General features: G+C 48.7%; 16 protein-coding genes and 1 pseudogene. 14 read left to right on the forward strand and 3 right to left on the reverse strand.

Translation table 11 applies throughout. From position 1 onward, the window contains the following. The first annotated feature begins 247 nt into the window (after positions 1 to 247). From B5D40_RS02980 to B5D40_RS03030, 11 genes are all read left to right on the forward strand, one after another. Positions 248 to 919: a type 1 glutamine amidotransferase gene (locus B5D40_RS02980; RefSeq protein ID WP_073306064.1), complete on the forward strand. Its 672-nt coding sequence runs from the start codon at positions 248 to 250 to the stop codon at positions 917 to 919. A 4-nt stretch (positions 920 to 923) separates the two neighbouring features. After that, entirely contained in the window at positions 924 to 2,234 is a 1,311-nt protein-coding gene (gene bioA / locus B5D40_RS02985; protein WP_078775705.1) for an adenosylmethionine--8-amino-7-oxononanoate transaminase, read from the forward strand. An 18-nt stretch (positions 2,235 to 2,252) separates the two neighbouring features. Further along, entirely contained in the window at positions 2,253 to 2,966 is a 714-nt protein-coding gene (gene bioD / locus B5D40_RS02990) for a dethiobiotin synthase (protein ID WP_073306066.1), read from the forward strand. A 521-nt stretch (positions 2,967 to 3,487) separates the two neighbouring features. Beyond that, positions 3,488 to 5,521: an RNA degradosome polyphosphate kinase gene (locus B5D40_RS02995; RefSeq protein WP_198950990.1), complete on the forward strand. Its 2,034-nt coding sequence runs from the start codon at positions 3,488 to 3,490 to the stop codon at positions 5,519 to 5,521. Continuing rightward, positions 5,518 to 6,432, forward strand: a complete 915-nt coding sequence (locus B5D40_RS03000) for a Ppx/GppA phosphatase family protein (RefSeq protein ID WP_078775707.1) — start codon at positions 5,518 to 5,520, stop codon at positions 6,430 to 6,432. Before B5D40_RS02995 ends, B5D40_RS03000 begins: the two co-directional genes overlap by 4 nt. 154 nt (positions 6,433 to 6,586) lie before the next feature. Then, positions 6,587 to 8,803 (forward strand): NADP-dependent isocitrate dehydrogenase, encoded by a 2,217-nt coding sequence (locus tag B5D40_RS03005; protein WP_078775708.1) that lies wholly within the window; start codon positions 6,587 to 6,589, stop codon positions 8,801 to 8,803. A gap of 92 nt (positions 8,804 to 8,895) precedes the next feature. Then, positions 8,896 to 9,600, forward strand: a complete 705-nt coding sequence (gene scpB / locus B5D40_RS03010) for an SMC-Scp complex subunit ScpB (protein ID WP_078775709.1) — start codon at positions 8,896 to 8,898, stop codon at positions 9,598 to 9,600. Beyond that, entirely contained in the window at positions 9,597 to 12,197 is a 2,601-nt protein-coding gene (gene mutS / locus B5D40_RS03015; RefSeq protein ID WP_143394342.1) for a DNA mismatch repair protein MutS, read from the forward strand. Before scpB ends, mutS begins: the two co-directional genes overlap by 4 nt. Continuing rightward, positions 12,187 to 12,711 (forward strand): HD domain-containing protein, encoded by a 525-nt coding sequence (locus B5D40_RS03020; RefSeq protein ID WP_078775711.1) that lies wholly within the window; start codon positions 12,187 to 12,189, stop codon positions 12,709 to 12,711. Before mutS ends, B5D40_RS03020 begins: the two co-directional genes overlap by 11 nt. Before the next feature lie 66 nt (positions 12,712 to 12,777). Then, positions 12,778 to 14,679, forward strand: a complete 1,902-nt coding sequence (locus tag B5D40_RS03025; RefSeq protein WP_078775712.1) for a GAF domain-containing SpoIIE family protein phosphatase — start codon at positions 12,778 to 12,780, stop codon at positions 14,677 to 14,679. A gap of 121 nt (positions 14,680 to 14,800) precedes the next feature. Beyond that, positions 14,801 to 16,147 carry a GntR family transcriptional regulator gene (locus B5D40_RS03030; RefSeq protein ID WP_078775713.1) on the forward strand — a complete coding sequence of 449 codons (1,347 nt, stop codon included), beginning with the start codon at positions 14,801 to 14,803 and terminating at the stop codon, positions 16,145 to 16,147. Between the two features lie 14 nt (positions 16,148 to 16,161). Here B5D40_RS03030 and B5D40_RS03035 read toward each other — a convergent pair whose 3' ends face one another. Beyond that, positions 16,162 to 19,311 carry a GH116 family glycosyl hydrolase gene (locus tag B5D40_RS03035; RefSeq protein ID WP_078775714.1) on the reverse strand — a complete coding sequence of 1,050 codons (3,150 nt, stop codon included), beginning with the start codon at positions 19,309 to 19,311 and terminating at the stop codon, positions 16,162 to 16,164. Between the two features lie 62 nt (positions 19,312 to 19,373). On the opposite strand from B5D40_RS03035, the gene purN reads away from it, so the two are divergent. Together purN and B5D40_RS03045 are read left to right on the forward strand one after the other, a co-directional pair. Then, the gene (purN, locus tag B5D40_RS03040) at positions 19,374 to 19,970 is read left to right on the forward strand and encodes a phosphoribosylglycinamide formyltransferase (protein ID WP_078775715.1); all 597 of its coding nucleotides are present in this window, start codon (positions 19,374 to 19,376) and stop codon (positions 19,968 to 19,970) included. A gap of 29 nt (positions 19,971 to 19,999) precedes the next feature. Further along, positions 20,000 to 20,728 carry a ribonuclease HII gene (locus B5D40_RS03045; protein ID WP_073306094.1) on the forward strand — a complete coding sequence of 243 codons (729 nt, stop codon included), beginning with the start codon at positions 20,000 to 20,002 and terminating at the stop codon, positions 20,726 to 20,728. Positions 20,729 to 20,739: 11 nt separating this feature from the next. Here the strand turns inward: B5D40_RS03045 and B5D40_RS03050 are convergent, their stop codons facing one another. Next, a complete protein-coding gene (locus tag B5D40_RS03050) occupies positions 20,740 to 21,441 on the reverse strand; it encodes an RsmE family RNA methyltransferase (RefSeq protein ID WP_078775716.1) in 702 nt (233 codons plus the stop codon). Between the two features lie 30 nt (positions 21,442 to 21,471). On the opposite strand from B5D40_RS03050, the gene B5D40_RS03055 reads away from it, so the two are divergent. Further along, the gene (locus B5D40_RS03055; RefSeq protein ID WP_073306093.1) at positions 21,472 to 22,257 is read left to right on the forward strand and encodes an HAD-IIA family hydrolase; all 786 of its coding nucleotides are present in this window, start codon (positions 21,472 to 21,474) and stop codon (positions 22,255 to 22,257) included. Positions 22,258 to 22,351: 94 nt separating this feature from the next. Here the strand turns inward: B5D40_RS03055 and B5D40_RS15540 are convergent. Then, a pseudogene (locus B5D40_RS15540) lies at positions 22,352 to 22,813 on the reverse strand (hypothetical protein); the annotation flags it as partial.

Below are 22,813 nucleotides of genomic sequence, written 5' to 3' on the forward strand. Positions count from 1 at the left end.
TCGCCCGGAATGAAAAAAGACTCGGTGTTGCGCCGGGTCTTTTTTTGTGTACAGTGGACTCTCGATTTTGAAAAGGTACTTTGTTTGCAAAATTTTTATCGGGAATTTTCAACTGGCGATTTTTACAACGTGCAATGCTTTCTTGATGATTTATAAGGCTTTATAGACATTTTCATTGTTGTCTCCGTTTCCAAGTTTGGAAAGTGCTGCTCTTTTCATTCAAAGGCGTGATTTCTATATTGCAAGCATGGAATCCTATATATTTCAGCATGTTGCATTTGAAGGATCCGGTGCCATTCTCCCTTATTTGGAATCCCTCGGACATCACGTCCATCTGGTTCGGCTTTATGCCGACGAAGAACTTCCGCAAGCCGCCGATGTGGATTTTGCAGTCCTGCTGGGCGGCCCCATGAGTGCACTGGACGAAAGTGAATATCCGTTTCTTGCCAAAGAAAAACAGTTTTGCCGTGAAATGTTTGCAGCGAATAAACCCTTGTTGGGAATTTGTCTAGGCGCACAGATTTTGGCGAATGCTTTCTTCGCTCCGATTCGGCAGAATCCGGAAAAGGAAATCGGCTGGTTTCCGGTTGTTTTTGAAAACGGATTTTCGATAAACGTGTTTCATTGGCATGGGGAAACTTTTGATATTCCGGAATATGCGATGCCCTTGGCGTATAGCGAAGGATGCCGAAATCAGGCTTTTAAAATCGGTCGAATGATGGGGCTGCAATTCCATCTGGAAACGACGGAGGAATCCATGCGGGCGTTGTGGGAAAATGCGGCGGATGAATTAGAGTCGGCGATTTCTTCAAAAGCAAAATATGTGCAGACAAAGGAGCAAATGCTTGCTGCGGGAAAACGATACATTCCGCAGGCGAACGCTCTGTTGAAAGAATTTTTAAACGCCATTTTGGTATAGGCAAATGAAAGAACTTCTTCAATTTGATAATGAATATCTTTGGCATCCGTATGCGGCTTTGCGGAAAACGCCTGCCCGTTTTTTAGCGCTCTCGGCGAAGGGGACCAAAATCCAGACGGCAGAAGGCCTGGAATTGATTGATGCGGTTTCAAGTTGGTGGTGCATGGCTCATGGGCATAACGCTCCCGAGATAGTCGAAGCGATTCAGGCGCAGAGTCGAAAAATGTGCCACGTGATGTTCGGCGGATTTACGCATGAACCGGCAATTGAATTGGGAGAAAAGCTGGTCTCGTTTTTGCCGAAAGGGTTGAATAAAATTTTTTATGCGGACTCGGGAAGCATTGCTGTGGAATGCGCGGCAAAAATGGCGGTTCAGTATCAATATGCCAAAGGTCATCCGGAAAAGTGCAAATTGGTGGCACTCAAAGGTGGTTATCATGGCGATACGGCGGGCGCTATGGCTTTGAGCGATCCAGATGGAATGCACATGCTCTTTCGGGGAATTATGCCGCAACATTATTTTGCGGAGCGTCCCTGTTCGCGGGCGGACGGTGCTTTTGACGAAGCGGATTTTAAGTCGATGGAAAAAGTTGTCGCTTTGCACGAAAAGGAAATTGCCGCTGTGATTTGCGAACCGGTTTTTCAGGGCGGGAACGGCATGTGGCTTTACCATGCGGAGTATTTGAAACGCTTGCGAAAACTGTGTGATGAAAAAGGCATTCTATTGATATTTGATGAAATCGCTTCGGGGTTTTATCGAACGGGACCGCGATTTGCGATGGAACATGCGGGCGTTTTGCCGGATATTGTTTGCATAGGCAAGGCTCTTACAGGAGGAAGCATCACGCTTGCTGCATGTGTGGCTTCGGAAATGGTGGCGGAAACCATCACGGAGAGTAAAATTTCGGCGTTTATGCACGGCCCGACTTATATGGCGAATCCTCTCGCTTGTGCGGCTGGAATCGCCTCGCTGAATTTGTTTGCAAATAGGGATTACCGTTCGGAAGTTGCCCGCATTGAAAAGCGCTTAAAGCAAAATCTTTTGCCGTTGCGAAATCTTGAAAATGCAAAAGACGTGCGAGTTCTTGGGGCGATAGGCGTTTTGGAATTGAAAGCGAAGCCCTCTGCGGAAGACGTTTTGAAAATTATTCGGAATACGGGAATTTGGCTGCGACCGTTCTGCAATTATGTTTACACGATGCCGCCGTTGATTACGACCGATGCGGAAGTGGATAGGATTTGCGAAGCGATTCGTTTGATTGGCGAATGTGAACCTCAGCCGTCTAGCGATGGCGATGATGAATTTCATGAATAAGGATTGCATACAAAGGAAATGAAAAACGGATATTTTGTTACAGCGACGGGCACGGATGTCGGTAAAACTTTTGTCACCGCTCTTCTGGTCAAAAAATGGCGGGAATCGGGAATCGATGCGGGCTATTACAAGGCGGCTTTAAGCGGCGCGGAATATATAAACGGCAAATGGGTCGCTGGCGACGCCGATTACGTCAAGCGAATTGCAGGTCTTCCCGACTCCCAGGAAGAGCTGGTCAGTTACATCTATAAGGAAGCTGTTTCCCCTCATCTGGCTGCCCGCAAGGAAGGCAATCCGGTGGAACTTTCCAAGGTCAAGGAAGATTTCAACGCGGCAGATGGCCGCCATGAATTTATGTTCGTAGAAGGCAGCGGTGGAATCATTTGCCCGATACGCTATGACGAAGCTGATGCGGCGTCGGCATGCGAGAAAATCGTCCCGGATATCGCCGGCCAAAAAATTTTTCTGACGGATATTATGAAAACGGTAAATCTTCCGCTTTTGATTGTGACTACCGCTGCTCTCGGAAGCATAAACGCCTGCGTTTTGACCGTTGAATACGCTCGTCAGCAAAAACTTGAAATTCGAGGAATTATCGTGAATCGCTACGGCGCAAGCGGCAACCTGCAAATGGAAGACGATAATATCTTCATGATGCAGGAAATGACGAATCTCCCCTTACTCGCCAAAATAAAACAAGGCGATACCGACCTAGGCACCGCCCCATTCTAAAAGTTTGCGGATTTCTAGCAAGGTTAGCATCTGCTTATCAACTCTCCCAATTTGCTTGGTTAGCGACTAGTGATTAGTGCCCTTCGACTAGTTCGACAGGCGGTTACAGAGCTGTGCACTAACCAGCGGCAGCTGTGCTTCGACTGGCTCAGCAACCGGCGGTCCCTGAGTTTATCGAAGGGCAGGGATCGGTTGGAAGTATAGGAGAAACGGCTAGCCAGAATGCAAAGTGCCTCGCAGTCTGCGAGAAGAAATTCATCCTGTGAAAGAAAATGCCCATTTTGAAAAAGAGTTTCCCTCTTACAAAAAGAAATCCTCACCCCTAAGTGTTAATTTGTAAACAACTTGTAGAAATACAAGAACGCTTAGCAAAACGCCATATCCCCCGCAACACCTGGGTCATCACATTCTTTAGAACTACATAAACAACGTCCCAATTTCCAAATAGATTTTACAAATTCTTTTCATTTCCTTTTCAACAAAAACACTTCATTTTTTCACTTGCCTTTTATCTTTAAGGCATGATGAAAAAGATGAATTTTGAAAATTACACAATTGAACGGGATGTCAGCTGGATGTTTTTCAACCATCGCATTCTGGAAGAAGCGCAAAAGAAATCGGTACCCCTGCTGGAACGCCTTTCTTTTCTCGGCATTTACTCCAATAATTTGGACGAATTTTTTCGAGTTCGCATGGCCTCCCTCAACCGTTTTAAGGAATACGCCAAAAAGCAAAGCAAGTCGGAATATGCCAAAGTCTGCCAGACTTTGAAAATTGTCAATACGCTGAACAAACAATACGCCAAGGAATACGAACAAACTATCTTGCAAGTGCAAAACGCCTTAAAAGCAGAAAAAATTTTTCTTCTGAAAGAAACGGAATTAAACGGCGAACAGCAAGAGTTTATTCAAAAATTGTATTATGAAAAATTGAGCGGCTATATTTCTCCGGTTTGGCTGAATACGTTAAAAGGTCTAAGCAATACGGCGGATGATTGCGTACATTTGGTAGTGCAAGCCGATGAAAAATTCGCTCTTATGGAATTGCCTGTTTCTAAATTTGGACGCTTTATCCGACTTCCAGATAAAAACGACAAAATTTGCCTTATGTATTTGGACGATGTGGTGCGAGTTTGTCTGCCATACGTTTTTCAGGGAATGGGATTTAAAACATTTTCCGCATATTCTTTCAAATTTACGAAAGACGCCGAAATCGAAATCGACAACGATTTTTCGACAGGTTTTGTGCAAGAAATTTCCAAAGGTGTCAAGAACCGGAAAAAGGGCGAACCGATTCGCGTTCTTTATGACAACAGCATGCCCAAAAAGGCTTTGGAAAAACTGCTGGAGAAATTGAAAATCGATAATCTGGATACGGTACTTGCTTCGGGAAGATACCAGAATCACAAGGATTTGATTCGGTTTCCCGATTGTGGCCGAAAAGACTTGAAATATCCCCTTTGGCAACCGATTCGCAAAAAGGAATTTGAAAGCGAGAGTATGCTTCAACTGGTTTCTGAAAGAGACCGCTTTATTCACGTTCCTTATCACAGTTTCGATTCTTATATCCAGCTTTTGCGGGAAGCGGCGATTCATCCGGAAATCAAGAGCATCAAGACTACACTCTATCGGCTGGCAAAGGATTCCCAGGTGATTCAGGCTCTGATGTGTGCGGCGCAAAACGGGAAAAAAGTGACGGTCGTTATCGAGCTTTTGGCACGCTTCGACGAAACTTCCAACATCAACTGGGGCAAAAAGATGAACGAAGCGGGAATCCGCGTGATTTACGGCGTGCAAGGTCTTAAAATCCACAGCAAAATCACCTATATCGAATCCAAGCAAAAAAGCGTCGCTGTCATTTCTACGGGAAATTTCCACGAAGGCAACGCCAAAGTTTATACCGATTTTTTGATGATGACTTCCCGAAAAAATATTGTAAGCGAAGTGTCCAAAGTTTTCGATTTTATTGAACGACCATACAAACCTGTCAAATTCAAGGAATTAATCGTCAGCCCAAACGATATGCGCAAAAAACTCCTGCATTTGATCGATGTAGAAATCAAGAACAAACGGGAAGGAAAAAACGCCTACATCCTTGGAAAAATCAATCATGTCGTGGATTTGAAAATCATCAAGAAATTGTACGAAGCCTCCAATGCCGGCGTTTCCATTCAAATGCTTGTCCGCGGCAATTCCTCGGTGATGACAGGAATTCCTGGAGTCAGTGAAAATATCCGATTCCAAGGGATTATCGACCGGTATCTGGAGCATTCCCGCATATTGATTTTTTGCAACGGCGACGATGAAAAATACTTTATCGGTTCTGCCGATTGGATGCTCAGAAATTTTGATAAACGCATTGAAGTTCTCGCACCCGTTTACGATGAATTGTTGAAGCAGGATTTGAAGCGCATCGTCACCTTTGGGCTGAAGGATTCCAAGCAGGGTCGCATTGTCGATGGCTCTGGAAAAAACTCTAGCGTTGAAAATCCCGAGGGCAAAAATTTCCGTTCCCAAGAAAAGCTTTACGATTTTTATAAAAAGGAAAATAAATGACAGAGAAAACGTTGAATCTGGCGGCAATCGATATCGGTTCCAACGCGGCAAGGCTTTTGATTAAATCCCTTTCGGAGGAAAAGGATGGGATTCACTTCTCCAAACTTTTGTTTTTGCGGATTCCGCTCCGATTGGGAATGGACGTGTTTTCTTCCGGAAAAATTTCCGACGAAAAAAAATCCCATTTTGTTCACACGATGCAAGCTTTCGCCCATCTGATGAAAGCCTATAACGTCCAGTGTTACAAGGCTTGCGCCACTAGTGCTATGCGGGAAGCCAAAAACAATCGGGAAGTTTTAGAGCTGGCACGTCAAAAATCCAAGCTGAAAATAGAACTGATCAGCGGCGAGGAAGAAAGCCGGATTATCTATGAAAACCATTTGAATCTGTTGCAACTGAAAGGCCATTTTTTATTTGTGGACGTGGGTGGAGGATCTACAGAAATCGCCTTGATGATGGACGGCATCAAAATTGCAAACGCTTCTTACAATGTGGGTGCTATTCGACTGCTAAAGGAAAACGCCGATGGGGAAGAGTTGAAAAAAATGGAAAAGGAATTGCGGGAGATCACGCAGGAGTGTTCCAACCTGACTATTATCGGATCCGGCGGAAACATCGGTAAAATTTACCGCATCGTTTCAAAATCGAGAAAAGACGACGACGTAATCCCCATTGAAACACTGGAGAAATTCTACCAAAAAATCCACAAGATGGAAATTGAAGAGCGGATGCGCCTGTATGATTTGAAATCCGATCGTGCCGACGTGATAGAACCTGCGGCCAAAATTTTTTTAAGAATCGCCAAATGCAGCGGCGCCAAGCAAATTCTGGTTCCGAATTTGGGGCTTACGGACGGCTTGATAAGCGAACTCGGACGAAAGTATTTTCAGAAGGGAGGGGATCTCTTCTAAAAATTCATTTTTAAAAAGTTGCATTCGAGAGGCTTGGGTTGGGGACTCGTTTAGAAGGGGTTGAAATTTACATAATTGTAAAAGTTTCTTGTCCTTTGCAAAAAAAAGGCCGCATTGAAGATAGGGATTGCGCATAAGTTTTTATCTTTGAAACATGAATACCAAGATCTATTATACCCTTACCGACGAGTCTCCCTTTTTGGCAACTCAATCTCTTTTGCCTATTTTCCGCTCTTTTGCTAAAGTGGCGAATATCGATGTGGAAACAAAAAATATCTCTTTGGGTGCGCGTATTTTAGCGGCTTTTGCAGAACGTTTGCCCGCAGAAACGTCGTTTTTTAAAATGCCTGTTTCCGACGACTTGGACTTTTTGGGAAAGCTTACGCAAGATTCTCAAGCCAATATCATTAAATTGCCGAATATCTCCGCATCGCTTCCTCAGCTCAAGGCGGCGATTGCTGAACTTCAAAAGAATGGTTACGCCGTTCCGGATTATCCTGATGAACCGAAAAACGCCGAAGAGCAAGAAATCCAATCTCGCTATGACAAGATCAAAGGTTCTGCGGTGAATCCCGTTCTTCGTCAAGGAAATTCGGATCGCCGGGCTCCGCAAGCCGTAAAGAATTACGCCCGCAAGCATCCCCATTCCGACGGCGTTTGGAATGAATCGGTCAGGACTCATGTTTCGAGTATGACCGCGGATGATTTTTATGGAAATGAAACTTCTGTGACTTTGTCCGAAGCGGATTCTTTTAAAATTGAATTTGTTTCGGAATCGGGTGAAGTGAAGGAATTGCGCCCGGCCAAGCCGCTTCTCGCAGGTGAAATTTTGGATTCCACGGTGATGCGCATGAAAAGTCTGGAGCGTTTTATCGCGGAACAGATGGACGATGCCAAAAAACGGGGCGTGCTCTTCTCGGTGCATTTGAAAGCGACGATGATGAAAGTTTCCGATCCCGTGATGTTCGGTGCATTTGTACGCATTTTCTTTAAAGACGTCTTTGACCGTTATGCGGATTTATTCAAGGAATTGGGTGTCAATGCGAACAATGGATTGGGCGATCTTTACAAACGCCTTTCGGGAAATCCTCGGGAAGAAGAAGTCAAGGCGGCAATCGATGCGGCTTTGGCGCAGGGACCGGATTTGGCGATGGTCGATTCCACCAAGGGGATTACGAATTTGCATGTGCCGAGCGACGTGATTATCGACGCTTCGATGCCAGCGATGATCCGTAATTCCGGCTGTATGTGGAATAAGGAAGGTAAATTGCAGGAAGTTAAAGCCTGCATTCCGGATCGCTGCTATGCGGGTATTTACGACACGGCCATCGAATTTTGCAAAAAGAATGGAGCTTTCGACCCTAGCACGATGGGGACGGTTCAAAATGTGGGTTTGATGGCTCAAGGTGCCGAGGAATACGGAAGCAGCGACAAAACGTTTATTGCCACGGGAGCAGGCGAGATTCGCGCCGTCAATGGCGAAGGCAAAATTCTGCTTGCGCAGAAAGTGGAAAAGGGCGATATTTTCCGGATGTGCCAAACGAAAGACGCTCCTGTTCGCGATTGGGTAAAGCTTGCCGTGAATCGCGCCCGGACTGCCAAGATGCCTGCAATTTTCTGGCTGGATCCGCAACGTGCCCACGATATGGAAATCCGGAAGAAAGTGGAAAAATATCTGAAGGAACACGATTTGGAAGGCCTTTCCATTTCGATTCTTTCGCCGACGGATGCGATTTTTGAAACCATGACTCGTGCTAAAAAAGGCTTGGACACTATTTCGGTGACAGGCAATGTGATGCGGGACTATCTGACGGATTTATTCCCGATTTTGGAAGTCGGCACTTCGGCCAAGATGCTTTCCATTGTTCCGTTGATGGCGGGCGGCGGAATGTTTGAAACGGGAGCTGGCGGAAGCGCTCCGAAGCAGGTTCAGCAATTCCTTGCCGAAAATTATTTGCGCTGGGATTCCTTGGGCGAGTATTTTGCTTTTGCTGCTTCCTTGGAACAAGTGGGAACGCCAAAGGCGAAAGTGCTTGCCGATGCGCTGGATAAAGCGAACGAAAAAATTCTGGAAAACAATCGCACTCCGGAACGCAAACTCGGTGGACTCGACAATCGCGGTTCTCATTTCTATTTGGCGTTGTATTGGGCGCGGGAACTGGCTGCGCAGACTGCCGATATGGCCATCGCGGCGCATTTTGCTCCGGTCGCAAGAGCCTTGGAAGCGGGCGAAACGGAAATTGTGGATGCTTTGGCAAAGGCGCAGGGCGTTCCTGTGGATGTCGGCGGCTACTATGTGACGGATCCGGACGCTCTGAAAAAATGGATGCGTCCCGTTGCACAATTCAATGCGATAATCGACGGCATTTAAGCGTTTTCGCACTTCGGCGAGAGAAACGAGGAATCAAGGTTTCTAATGGGAAATCTTGATTTTTTTTCGCTAAAATTTCCTACATTAGCGGCATGGTAGAAGATGTATCCAAAGAATTGAAAGCGGACAGCGAAGAAGCCGCCGAGCTTCCTAAAATTGAATCGAACGAAGATTTGGCGCGTATTGTGCAGGCGTTGGTGTTTGCGTCTCCGGATGTGGTGACCCTCAAAAAACTGAAAGAAATTATCGGCGATTTTTTGGATTCCAAAACCGTTGCCGAAGCACTTCGATTGGCCAATGACAGTTTGAACCGGATGGATTCTCCTTTTGAAATTGTGGAACAGGCTGGCGGCTACCGCTTTCGTACCCGCGCCCGATATTATCCGTGGGTTCGCAAATTGTTTCCGGATGCAAATTTGCGCCGACTTTCGCAGGCCGCTTTGGAAACGCTTTCGATTGTCGCGTATAATCAGCCGATTACCCGAGCCGAGCTGGAAAAAATTCGAGGCGTTGCTTGCGACGGGCCGTTGAAAAGTCTGTTGGAAAAGAAGTTGATCGCTCTGGGCGCCAGGGCGGAAACCATCGGCAATCCTTATACTTATGTGATTACGGAGGATTTTCTCAAGTATTTCGGCATCAACAAGATTCCTGAAGATTTGCCGCGTCTGCGAGAATTCCAGGATCTTTTGAATGCCAACGAGATAGTTCCTAATTATGCGCAAAACGATAAGCCGGATTCGCCCAAACCGCCGGTTTCTAATCCTTCGCAAATTGAACTTTCTATGGGGACGTCGTGAGTTGCACACCATTGATGAAGCAGTATTACGAGATTAAGGCTCAGAATCCCGACTGCATTTTGTTTTTTAGAATGGGCGATTTCTTTGAACTTTTTGAAAATGACGCCGAAATCGCTTCTAAAATTTTGGGGCTGACTCTGACCAGCCGGAATAACGGGACTTCGGGAAATACGCCGCTCTGCGGTTTTCCGCATCACGCTTCCGAAAGATATTTTCCCAAGATGGTTGCTGCGGGCTACAAAGTGGCGGTGTGCGAACAGGTGGAAGATCCGAAACTCGCCAAGGGAATTGTCAAGCGCGCGATTGTAGAAATCATCAGCGCTGGAACTTCGATGAACGAAGCGATTCTGGATGCAAAGGCCGCCAGCTATCTTTGCGCGATTCTTCCTCAAAAAAATACGATTGCTTTTTCCTTTGCCGATGTGACGACGGGATATTTTGCGGTTTCCGAATCGCCGATTCCGAATTTTGAAAGCGAACTCGCCCGCAGAATGCCCAAAGAAATTCTTGTCCCGGCGGGAATGGATTTGCCGCAATCCATTGTAGAATTTGCTCGCAGCGAAAACATTCTTTTGACGACGGTCGCCGAAGAGCATTACGAATGGAAGCGGGCGTCGGAAGTCATTGAAAATCATTTTAAAGTAACCAGCCTGGAATCGTTGGGCTTGGACGGGCAAGTTGAAAAGACGCGGGTTTCCGGAGCGATTCTCTGGTATCTGATCGATCAGAAAAAATCGGAGCTTTCGCACATTACGCATTTGGAACTTCTGGATTTGGGCGAATACATGGTTCTGGATCCATCGACCCTTCGTAACTTGGAGCTGGTGCGCCCGCTGAATGTAGACGATGTCCGCAGTACGCTGATATCCGTACTGGATTATACGGTGACGGCGATGGGGGGGCGAAGGCTTCGCGAATGGATTTCGCACCCGCTGATTTCTGTCCGGAAAATTGAAGAGCGTTCTGAAGCGATTGCGGAACTGGTTGCAAATCCGATTGTTCTGGATGAACTCAAATTGGCTCTGCGAGAAATTCTGGACATGGAACGCCTTTTGGGGCGTGTCGGCAGCGGTCGTGCAAATGCCCGGGATCTTTATGGTTTGGGCAAATCGCTTTCCAAGGCAGTCAAGGTTGCCGAATCGCTTTCGTCTTTGAAATCGCCGATTTTCCACGCTCTTGCCGAAACGCTTTTGTCCGCCGAGGGCAAGGGCGACGATATTTTGAAAATTCTCAACGACGAGTTGCCCATTACCGTACGAGAAGGCGGAATGATTCGCGTCGGAGCGGATGCAGAACTGGATAGGATGAATGCGGAAATTCAGGATAGGCGGGAATGGATTGCTTCTCTTGAAGCGCGGGAAAGGGAACGCTTGGGAGTAAACACTTTGAAGGTCGGCTACAACCGGGTTTTCGGCTATTACATCGAAGTTTCCAAAATCCATTCGGACAAAATTCCGCCGGAATATATCCGCAAGCAGACGACGGTGAACGCCGAACGTTACATTACTCCCGAAATGAAGGAGTGCGAAACGATTATCTCTAGTGCGGAAAGTCGCATTCACGATGCGGAATACCGCATATTTTGCCGCCTTCGCGAATCGGTGAATGCCGAGCGTCACGAACTGCAGCAAATCGCCGAAGCTGTTGCGGAAACGGATGCGTTTTTCAGCCTTTCGGTGGCGGCTCGCAAGCGCGGCTATGTGCGCGCGGAAGTCTTTGAAGGAACCGGCATCGAAATTCGGGGCGGTTTTCATCCGGTCATCGTTTCGGCGAATCCGGACTTGGCTTTTGTTCCGAATGACGTTTCCCTGTCTCCCGATGCACATCGCATAATGCTGATTACGGGACCGAATATGGCGGGTAAATCCACTTACTTGCGGCAGACGGGATTGATTGTGCTGATGGCGCAAATCGGTTCTTTCGTGCCTGCGGAATCGGCGAGAATCGGCGTTGTAGATCGCATTTTCACCCGCGTTGGTGCCAGCGACAGATTGTCCCGCGGTCTTTCCACTTTTATGGTGGAAATGATTGAAACGGCGAACATTTTGCGCAATGCGACAGAAAAGAGCCTGGTACTTTTGGACGAAATCGGTCGGGGAACCAGCACGTTTGACGGGCTTTCCATCGCCTGGGCGATTTTTGAAACTCTTCACGACAATCCGAAACGCGCAGCGATTACTTTGTTTGCAACGCATTACCATGAAATGACGACATTGGCGGATTCTTTGGAACATGCGGGCAATTATCAGATCGCTGTCCGGGAAGATGGCGACAAGCTCATTTTTTTGCATCGGATTCTGGCGGGGGCTTGCGATTCCAGCTATGGCATTCATGTCGCCGAAATGGCGGGGCTTCCTTCCGAAGTGGTTCGGCGGGCCCGGAAAATTTTGCTCCGTCTGGAAAAGTCGCATATCGATCCCAGCGATGCCAAGCAGGTGGAAAAAATGCGGGAACAGCCGCAAGTGGATATGTTCGCTTCCCCGGATGAAGACACGCAGCTTTTGCTGGAAGAACTCCGGCGTTTGAAGCCGGAAGAGATGACGCCGTTGCAGGCGTTGCAGACTTTGACGGAACTGAAGGCGCACTATGCCAAGTGAAAGGACGTCCATTCATTTTACGGTTCTGGAAGATTACGTTTATGACAATCGCCTCAACGGGGATTCTTCCCTTCACGGGCTGGAGCATTGGCACCAGGTGGAGTTCAACGGCTTGATGCTCGCCAAAAAAACGCACGCCGATGAAACGATTATCCGACTGTTTGCGCTTTTTCACGATTCTCGCCGGGTTTCCGACGACTACGACGAATTCCATGGGAAATACGGAGCGGAATACGCCGAAAAGCTTCGGGCCGAGCATTTTTTTGATTTGGACGAAGAGCGGTTTGCGCAGTTGTTGCACGCCTGCCGTTTTCATACGACGGAAAATGCTTCCGGTGATGCGACGATTGACACTTGCTACGATGCGGATCGTCTGGATTTGGGAAGGGTCGGCATTATTCCTGCCCCGGAAAAGATGGCTACGAAATTTGGCAAAGAAATCGCTGGAAAATTGCAAAAAATCGCTTCGGAAAATCACCGCAGCTGGATTCGGGATTTTGCTCTGCATATTTGATTTTCTTACGGCAACGCCCCCTTTTTTCTTTTTCTTCCGAAGGCGTTTTTAATTATCTTTTGAAGCGTGCTAGAGAAAATTTTATATTCGCTGATTCCGCTGATTTCGGCATTTCCTTTGTTTATGATGCTTGTGGAAATGCATGGAAGGCGGCCATCTGGTCGGCAGTGGTTCTGGTTTGCTTTTTCGGTTGTTTTTTTTGTGTGGCATGGGGTTGTCGCCCGTTTTATCGCTCCGCTTCCCGAAACCCGCCCGCTTGTCCCGCTAGGGGATTTGCTTTTGATTTTTGCCTTCACCCTTCTTTTTATTCAGGAAGAAAACCGTAAGTCCCAGGAGCCGATTCAAAATACCTACATACTCAAAGGTTGCACTGCCCTTGTCGTCTATTCCGCAATTTTGATTCTCTCTTCCTATTGTGTCGATTCTCCGATATTTTTGATTCCTCTATTTGCGACGGCGCTTCTCGCTTTTTATTTCGACCGGTTGTATTCATCGATGTCGTATTATCCCAAGCCTCGTCTGCATTTGGTCTATGGCTTTTTCATCTTGTCCGTTTTTTTGGTTCTGCCCGTATTCCGCCTTTTTTTCCTGTTTCAGATTGCGTATGTTTTCGCCCGCAGGTATCGCAATTGGATTGCGCACAAGGATAGGCTTATTGCCGCGCACGACGAAGAGCGCAAGGTCAATCATAAAATTGTGGCGAAAATGGGGGAGACGGTCAATGACTTTTCGGATTTGCATGAATCTTTGGCGCATTTTTTGGAAAACCTGGCCGAGGGTATTGATGCCAAGTCCGCGGCCATCTATGTGTGGGACGAACAGAACGGCCTTTTCCGCTGCTCGGATATCTACGGCGTTTTTTTCCCGCTGACCCGCGGCAACGAGATGAGCTTCACCCATGTCGAAGCGCTTCGGGAAATTGCGCTTGCGCAGAATATTACGGAACCGGACAATATCATTTGGACTTGCGGAATGTCGCAGACGGGTGCGTTCATCCCTTATGCCAATCAGGATTCTCGCATTCTTTCTTTGGAAAGCCGGGCGGCGAATATTCGGTCGGTCATCGTGGAACCGTTGAATTTCAACCAGCAGCTTTTGGGCGTTCTCGTGGTGGAAAATAAACTCTATGAACGCTATTTTTCGGAAAGCGATTACTACTTGGTACAGAACTTTGCGCATTATGCGACGATGATTCTCAAGGCGAACGAAGCGGTTCTAGAACGCCAGAATCAGGCGCGGACCCAGGCGGAGTTGCAGTTGGGGTTTCATATCCAGTCGGGACTTTTGCCGCATCGGATTCCGCAGTTCGAGGGCATTTCGCTTTCGGGTTCCATGACTCCAGCCAAGGAAATCGGCGGCGATTATTTCGATTTTTTGACTTTGCCGAACGGAAATTTGGGAATTGTCATCGGAGACGTTTCGGGGAAGGGCGTTCCCGCAGGAATGGTGATGACGACCCTCTACGCTTTTTTGCATGCGGAGTGCCGTTACTTTGTGAATACTTATCGGGCACTTGTCAATGTGAACGCGGAGCTTTCGGGCCGCATCGCAGAAACGATGTTCGCGTCGCTCCTCTTTTTTGAATGGAACCCGCGCACCAAGGCTCTGCATTATACGAGCTGCGGGCACGAGCACATTTTGCATTTCCGGCAAAAGGAGAATCGTCTGGACACCATCAAGAGCGGGGGAATTGCCCTTGGCATGATCGATGACAACAGCAAGATAATTCGCGAAAAGTCGTTGCTGGTGCAGTCGGGCGATATGGTGCTGCTTTATACGGATGGCGTCACGGAAGCGGTGAACGATAAACGGGAAATGTTCGGGCTTTCGCGATTGCAGGCGTTTGTGGAAAAGTATCACGGGCTTTCGTCCGAAGAAATTCGCATTGCCTTGCTGGACGAATTGAAGAATTTTGCCCACGGTGCGGCTTTGGCGGATGACATCACGGTTCTCGTGATGAAATTTTAGCTTGTGCTTGGATGGTTGGTAAAAATCCGGTTGTCCATTTTGAGTTTATGGCGTTGCCCATTTTGAAGTGAGGTTCGAGTTTGGCGACTTCTAAAAACGGCTTTGGTGAAGGAAATGAAAAGTGAAAGACGAGATAGTCAAATCCCTTTTGGAAATGCCGCATCAAGATGGCGATAGGCTGCCTTCGATAAGAATTTTGATGCAGACGATGCGTGCCGCTTCGGGAACGGTTCAAAATGCGATTGCTCTTTTGAAGGCGCAAGGTCTGGTGTATTCGGACCCGGGGCGAGGAACTTTTTGGGGAAAGCGGCAGCGGGTGAAAATCGAAGTGCCGAGTCCCGATGGGCGGCAAACCCTTTGGGAAAAATTTCAGTCGGATCTCCGTTCGGGAGTTTTTTCTTCGAATATGCCGTTGCCGTCCAAGAAGGAATTGGCGGATCGCTATCGGGTTTCGCCGTACTTGTTGGAGCGATGTTTGCGGGATGCTTGCGCAAGGGGCTTTCTTGTTCGCGAAGGAAAACGGCGTTATACTTTTCCGAAGCAGGGGAAAAAGTCGGAGTCGGAAATCCTCTTTATCACGCGTTCGACTTCTTGGGGCGCTTTTCATCCTGTCAGCGAACGGGAAATGGATTTTTTGCGTTGCGCTTATCGGCTAGGTGCAGAAAAGCATTATCAGTTGCGGCTTCTCGGTTTTGACGAAAAATCGGGGCGTTTTGTAGATAGAAATGGCTGCGTTCGTTCTCTTTCGGATTTTCCCCGTGCAGTCGGGGCGATGGTTTCGACGCTGCTGGTGCAAAAGCCGTTAAAGCTTTTGAATGCCTTGATTTCCGCCGGTTTTCCGATTTCAGTTTGGTGGGAGCATCCGCATTCGGATTTGGACGGGACTTTTTTGAAAAAGGCGGGATGGATGTTTTTTAATTCCGCTTTTGGAAAAAATCCGGGAATCGTCGTGGGAAAGCATTTGCTTCAAAAAGGTTTTTCTCGAGCGGTTTACATTTCTCCCTATCATGCGAGTTCCTGGTCTATGGACCGTTTGCAAGGGTTGAAAGAATGCGGGCTGGACATGGTTCCCTGTATCGATGAAAGGCATGCCAGTCCTTGGGATTTTCGCTGTTTGGCGAGTCAAAAAGGTCCGAAATTCAGCGTGGATATTCGGGCGAGGAAAATAGAAAAGGGGATTTTGAAAAAGCTGTTGAAAGACGCGCCAACACAAATTCCCTGGGTGACTGTTAACGATGAAGTCGCCGGACTTTTGCGCGAACTGGAAGAAGAGGGCGCTTTAAAAGAAATTCCGTATCTCGTCGGATTTGACAATTCTGCCGAAAGCTATTTGCTGCGGCTGGATTCGTTCGACTGCAATACGGAAAAATTGGTGGAGCAGATGTTTTACCATCTGGAGCTGGGGAAAAAGGACCCTTTTCACAACGGCCTTTTGCGGGAAATTCCCGGAAAGGTCGTGGAAAAGTAAAGCCCTTTTTTCTGTTATTTCAAGGCGTCGAAGAGGGCGAACACCATGCCCGGGCGGAAATATTTTCCGGCGGTGTATTTGAGCGCCGTGCTGTGCAGAACGGTGAACAAATCCTCTTCAGCGATTTTGGCTTTTTTGGCGAGAGGGCCGTAGGCCTTTTTGAATGCGGCAAGATTCTTCGGAAGTTTGGGAGAAACCCGCTGATCGGCGAGGAGTGCGCCCTTCTTGACGAGCTCGGCAATCAGCGTCTTGGCGGCGGTTGCCGAAACTCCAGCTTTGACAAGGACGTCTTCGTGGAGGCGGCAGCTTCCATTGAATCCTTCTGGAGCGGCGAACGGAATTTTCGCTTCTTCGTAAAGGTTCTGGATCATGCTGTTCACCATGTCGCGAGCCTTGTCAAATTCTTCGTGGAGAATCATACCGCTGGCAATGCTGTATTGGATGCCAATCCACACGTCGTGGGCCTGGAAGTTGAACTCGTCCAAAGGAGAACCGTCTTTGTGAACAAGATTCGCGGCACCGAGGAGTGGCGTGTTCGCTTTGTAATTCGTCTTGTAGATCCGATCCAAAGTTCGAGCGGCTTTGTCAAAATCGGTCAGCGGTTCCAGCCCGAGCAAGCGCAAGTAGGTGTCGGCGAGCATGGAGTCTGCAAACACATCGTCGCAATCCAATTCCAGCTTGGCCCGGAAGGATTCGGTGAAAGCTTCGGGAGCGGAACCGAGCAGAAATTCTTTTTTGAATTGGCGCAGTTCCCGCTTGGAGAGATTCACGTCGTCGGGAATTTCCGAGTAGTTTACCCAGTGGTTGAGTTCGCTCAGCTTTTGAGCGTCGGAACCGGAAAGGGGAATTTCGTCTGCGAGCGCTTCGACCACTTTGTCGAAATGTTCAAAGTTCACGTCCTTGGCTTCAATCGGAGTGGCAAAGAAATGGAAATAGCCTTCGTTTTCGTCCCAGAGCGCTTCGTGGAATTCCGCTTCGGCTTCGTCGGCTTTTTGGTTCCAGGCGATAGCGCGGGAACTGTCGCCGACGAGTTCGGCGATTTTTGCTGCCGCGCGGAGTCCGGCGATCCAGAGGGATCCGCAATAGACGGAAATGCCGTTGGAAGAAAGGTTGTCGAAGGTGTCGTCGGTGCCGTGGGTCAGCGGGAAATTCTGGCCTTCATCGACCATCTTTTCCAGGTATTCCATGCAGGCATAGACCGCATCCTTGCAGGATTCCAGAACTTCTTTGTTCCCGGTGAATTTGTAATGACGGAGAACCATCAGAACGTATTTGGGGGCAAGGTCTTTCCATTCTTTAACGTTGTGCCAGTCGTAGGCGTCGGGTGCCGGGTCAAAAGGACTGCCGAGGTCATGGATGACGGCTCCGGTCACTGCGCGGGGGCCTTCGAGTTTGGCTTCCGGCAGATCGGCAAAGGGATGGTTTACATATTCGTGATGCCTGCGGACATTCGAATCGCTTGCCAGAATCGCGTCGGCGAAACGCTTCATCACGACGCCGTCCAGTCGGGGCATCAACGCCAGCAGAGAGAAGCTGCCGTAGAAGTAAACGTCGAGAGAATTGAAGAACGGATAGTCGGCGCATTCGCGAACGAGGAAATTGTCGTCTTTGTCCCAGACTGTCGCTTCGGGAATGAAGCTGAGTGTGTTCAAAGCTAGGCTGCGGAATTCCGCCTGCTTCTTTTTGTCTTTGGGGAAAAGTTTGGAAAGCGCTTTTTCGGGGGTGAGGGCGTGGAACGCTTCGCCGAAAGTCTTTTCAAATTCGGCGTCGAAGTTGAGAGCTTCGGAAAGCATCGCGCGGACTCGGCCATAAGGCTCCGGGAAGAACACCGTGTATTTTTTCAGATTTTCTTTGCCCTGGAAACGGATGTGTGCAAAATCGAGAACCGTGTTGAACTGCACCCGCGTTCTGGCGTGGGGTTTCAAACGGATGGTGACGGCGATGGCGCCGGCGACGGTTTCCCGACCGCTGTAAACGTTTTTCACAAAGGTCTTGGATACTCGACCGCTTTGCAGTGCGCCTGCGAGAACCGTCTCTTGGTCGTTCCGGTAAAAGAGAGGCTTTGTCGAAACGTTCACGTCGTCTTTGGGATTCCAGGCAACGCTGATTCCCATGCAGCCGTCAAAATCGCTTTCGGCAAGGGAAGCCTTGTTGTAAAACTCGACACCCTTCACCTCTCGACCATCGGCGAGGGTTTCGTTAAATTCAACGCCCTGCGGATTTTTGGCGACGGGAACCAGAACAAACGAAGAATCCTGGACGCCTTCGCGATCCTTGCGCACCTGGTAACCGCAGTAGTTTTCCTGCATCTGCACCAGGGTGATTTCCCGGACATCCTTTGTCGGGTTGTAAAGTTCATAGCGGACTGCGCTGACGGGCAGGCTCGAAAGGCGTTCGTTGTTCGGCAGGATGTAGCTGTATTGGTAACGGCTGATTTGGACGTCGGCATTTCCCAAAAATCTTGTGCGGGAAAGGGGATATTCCGCAGTATATTCCATCTTCTGCGCGTCGTATCCTTTTTCTCCCAGAAATTCGGTTTCGCATCCGAAAGCCGCGGTCAGCGCTCCTTTCCGTTCCACTTTTTCGCCGAGCTCGCCGTCAAAAAAGTCGATAAGGACGGCACGGTTAAATTCCGGGGAAGTCGTTTTGCCGGCGTCGATCATCGCCTGTGTGCGCGGGCTGAATTCCGTATGCCAGCGGTAAAGGGCGTCTTTGTTGGTTTCAAAAAATTTCTTGTCGGCGAGAATTTTTTCGATTTTTTTCAGAGTGTCCTTTTCGTTCTTTTCCGAAAAAAGCGGATTCCCATTGGCGTCCTTCAACACATAGAACTGATTCTTGCGGGAAAATTCAAAGAAATTGCGGATGGCGAGCGGGGCGTTCTTGCGGATGACGGATTCACGGAAAAAAACGTTTTGCAGACGCAGGTCGTCCGGATTTGTGGCGCGAATCTGGATGCCGGGAATGATGCCCGTGACCGGTGTCGTCCCTGCGGGCGTTGCCGTATAAGTGCTTCCGATGCCGCCGACGGCAATCCCTGTCGTTGCGGGAGTTGTGGTGAGCGGCGTGTACCACGGCTGAATAAATTCCACGGCGAGACCTTTGGTCATCAGCTCTTTCACGTTGCCGTTGAGTTTCGCGGATTCTAGATATTTATCAAATGTCATGACGAATGTTCCTATGGTTGATTTTATTGCAGAAGGGAATTTAGAAAAGTTATCTTTGCGGTATGTTTACTTTTGGCGTATTTGCTTCGGGTGGCGGCAGTAATTTCAAAGCCATCCTTTCCCATGCAAACGATGGATCTTTGGGTGGTGCTTGCCGTTTTTTGGTGACAAACAACGCTTCTTGTGGTGCAGTAAAAATTGCCGAGGAACAGGGCATTCCTGTTTTTCATATTTCTTCCAAGACGCATCCCGACAAGCGGGATTACGAAAAAGCCCTTTTGCAGGTCGTCCAAAAATTTCCCGTAGATTTTGTTGCGCTTTGCGGGTTTATGAAACGCATTCCGGATTCCTTTTTGCAAACGATGGAAAATCGCATTTTGAATGTGCACCCGTCTTTGCTTCCCAAATATGGCGGTGCCGGATTTTTTGGAATACACGTCCACGAAGCGGTCCTGGCGGCAAAAGAAAAAGAGTCGGGTGCTACCATCCATCTGGTTTCGAGCCAATACGATTCGGGCAGGATTTTGGCGCAGGTCAAAGTTCCCGTGATGCCTTCCGATTCGCCGGAAGAATTGGCGAAGCGGGTTCTTGTGCAGGAACATCTTTTGTTTTGGAAAACGTTGAAAGATTACGCTGAAAATTTTTCCTCTGCTAAATAATTCAAAATTTGTTTTGGAACGCATTTGCGATGAAATGGAAATCTCCTGAATTTTTGAAAGGCGTGCAGTCGCCGATAGAGGGCGAGCGGGCTTTTCGGTCCGAGTATCCCCAAAAAATCATCATCGGCGTGGATGAAGTGGGCAGGGGGCCGTTGGCCGGTCCTGTCGTCGCTTGTGCAGCCGTGCTGAAAGAAGGGATTCTGGACAGCGCGTTGAAGGATTCCAAAAAATTGAGCCGCATCAAACGCGAAGCGATGTACGAACAGATTCAGTCGGAATGCCTGTGCTATGCGATTGCGAGCGCGAGCGTGAGGGAAATCGACCAGATGAATATTCTGGATGCGGATTTCTTGGCGATGCGCCGGGCTTTGAACGCATTGGGAGTGCAAGGTCTCGCTGTTTCGGAACCGGAATTGCCAATCGTTTCAAGCGGAAAACTGCCGTCTGGAATTCAGGTCGTCATTGCTGTCGATGGAAATTTGAAAATTCGAGGCGTTCCGCCAGAAACGCAAGTTGCCGTTGTGAAAGGGGACGCCCTTGTGGCGAGCATTTCGGCGGCGTCCATTTTGGCGAAGGTGTTTCGGGATCGCTACATGGATGCTCTGGCTTTAAAATATCCGGGCTACGCATTTGAAAAAAATGCGGGCTATGGAACGAAAGCGCATTTGGATGGAATTCGAAAATTCGGGATGACGCCGGAACATCGTCAAAGTTTTCATCCGAAAAGCCTGCAAGTCGAAATGGAACTTCGTGACTAGAGGGGAAAATTCTACACGCACTTGCCAATGCCGACAATGGCCGCAGTCCGTGCCCGCAGACGCGTTTTTCCAAGCCCTAGAATTTGTACGGAGCCGTTCGCGTAGCTTTTCACCAGTTCGATTTCTCGGGGGGAAAATCCGCCTTCGGGTCCTACCAGCAGCGTGGTTTCCTTCTCTAGCGTCGGCAGATTTCTTTCGCCGTCCATATCGCAAAGGACGATGTCCCCGCGGTAATTTCTTATCCATTCTTCCAACGGAACGGGGCCGCGGATTTCGGTAAGCCAGGCTTTCAGGGATTGTTTGAGGCTCACGGTGGCTTTGAGTTCACAACGTCGCACGACTTTTTGCAGGTTGGAAGCTTTGGGTTCCTCGGAATGTTCCGTCCGCAGCAAAGTGATGCTCGCGACTTCCATCTCTCCCACGTGCAGGGCGATTTCTTCGTTGCCGTCGTCTTTGAGACAGGCGATTCCCAGATGCAGAAGCGGCTTGGGACGATTGGATTCCTTGATGCTTTCAACCCGGATTTCGCAGCAACGCGGATCCGCTTTTTCCACGATGCCCGTTGCCAAGTGCCCCTTGCCGTCGGTCAGTTGCAGAATGTCGCCGGGGCGAGCGCGGCAAACTCGAATGGCGTGCGCGCTTTCTTCGGCGGAAAGGGGAAGAACGCCTTTGGCGAGTTCGGGAACATAAAATCGGGTATCCGGAGATTTCATAGCCCAAAAATAAATTCTAAATTGTGCGCTATGAAGCGAATAAAGGCCGTTGTATTCGATTTGGACGGGACTCTCTACCTTTCGGGAAAGCCTTATCCGCAGGCTGTGCAGACCGTCCAGAAGGTGGCGCAAAAAGTTCCTGTCTATTATATGTCGAACAATACGAGCAAATCGCTGGTGTTTTACATGAACCGTCTTGTTCGCATGGGACTCCCGTTGCAGAACAAGGACCGCATCCTTTCGGCGATGACCTTTGCCCTTTCGGAAATCCACAAGCGCGGCATCAAGAACGTCTATCTCTTTGCCAACCCGGAAGTTTCGGAATGGTTCGCCGCCGAAGATCCAATGCTCGACATCCATGCGCCCATGGATAAAACGGAATTGGTATTGGTCGCTTACCATTCTTCTTTCAATTATCGGGACCTGTGCGAAGTCTCGTGGCGACTGGAGCGGGGGGCGGATTTTTGGGTGACGCATTCGGATTTTGTCTGTCCCGACGAATTGGGGCCTGTGCCGGACATCGGTAGTTTTATGGCGATGTTCAAGGCGGCGACGGGGCGCGAACCTTCTCGCATTTTTGGAAAACCGAATCCCGAAATGCTTTCGCCGCTGATGGAATTCGTGTCTCCCGAAGAGATTTTGATTGTCGGCGACCGTCTTTATACCGATTTTGAATTGGCGATTCGTTCGGGTTGCCATTTTGCTCTGGTTTTGTGCGGGGAAACGAAAGCGCGCGATGTGCAGCGCCTTGCTCGTCAGCCGGATATCATTGCTGAGCAGGTTTTTGATATCGACTTCGACAAGCTTATCGGCTGAGAGGAATTGTCTGTGGAGGGCTCTCGGCGCAATTGATGAGAGATGTTGCAAAAAAGCCCCGCAGAAAGCGAGGCTTAAGTCCTAAAAATATGAGTTACAAATTTCGGATTTCTTCTTCGGAAAGGCCTGAAACATTCGCGATGAGGTCTAGAGATGCTCCATTGTTTTTAAGAGCTTTCGCTATTTCCCGCCGTTCTTCCTCTCTACCCTCTTCCCGTCCCCTTTCCATGCCGATCCCGATACCTTTTTCAACACCGATTTCAATTCCTTCGTCACGACCTTCCTCGTATTTTGCGGCGAGGGCCTTTTCTTCGGCTTCGGCGATGGTCTCGTAGCCGTAGGCTTCGGATGTCTTGATGAAGTCCATTTTGAGTTCCTCCTTTTCCTTCGAGGGGATCAATGCCTTCAAATATATAAATGTTTCCGTGATGAAGCTTTCCGCCTCCTCTCGGGGGAGTTCCTTGAGCGTTCGGATGGCCGTTTGCAAGTGCGCGTGCATCGCCTCGCTGTGGAACACGTATTTCATCGCGACGAGGGCGAGCGCGATTTTCGGGGA

The organism is Fibrobacter intestinalis (genome assembly GCF_900167415.1).
Classification (GTDB): Bacteria; Fibrobacterota; Fibrobacteria; order Fibrobacterales; family Fibrobacteraceae; genus Hallerella; species Hallerella intestinalis.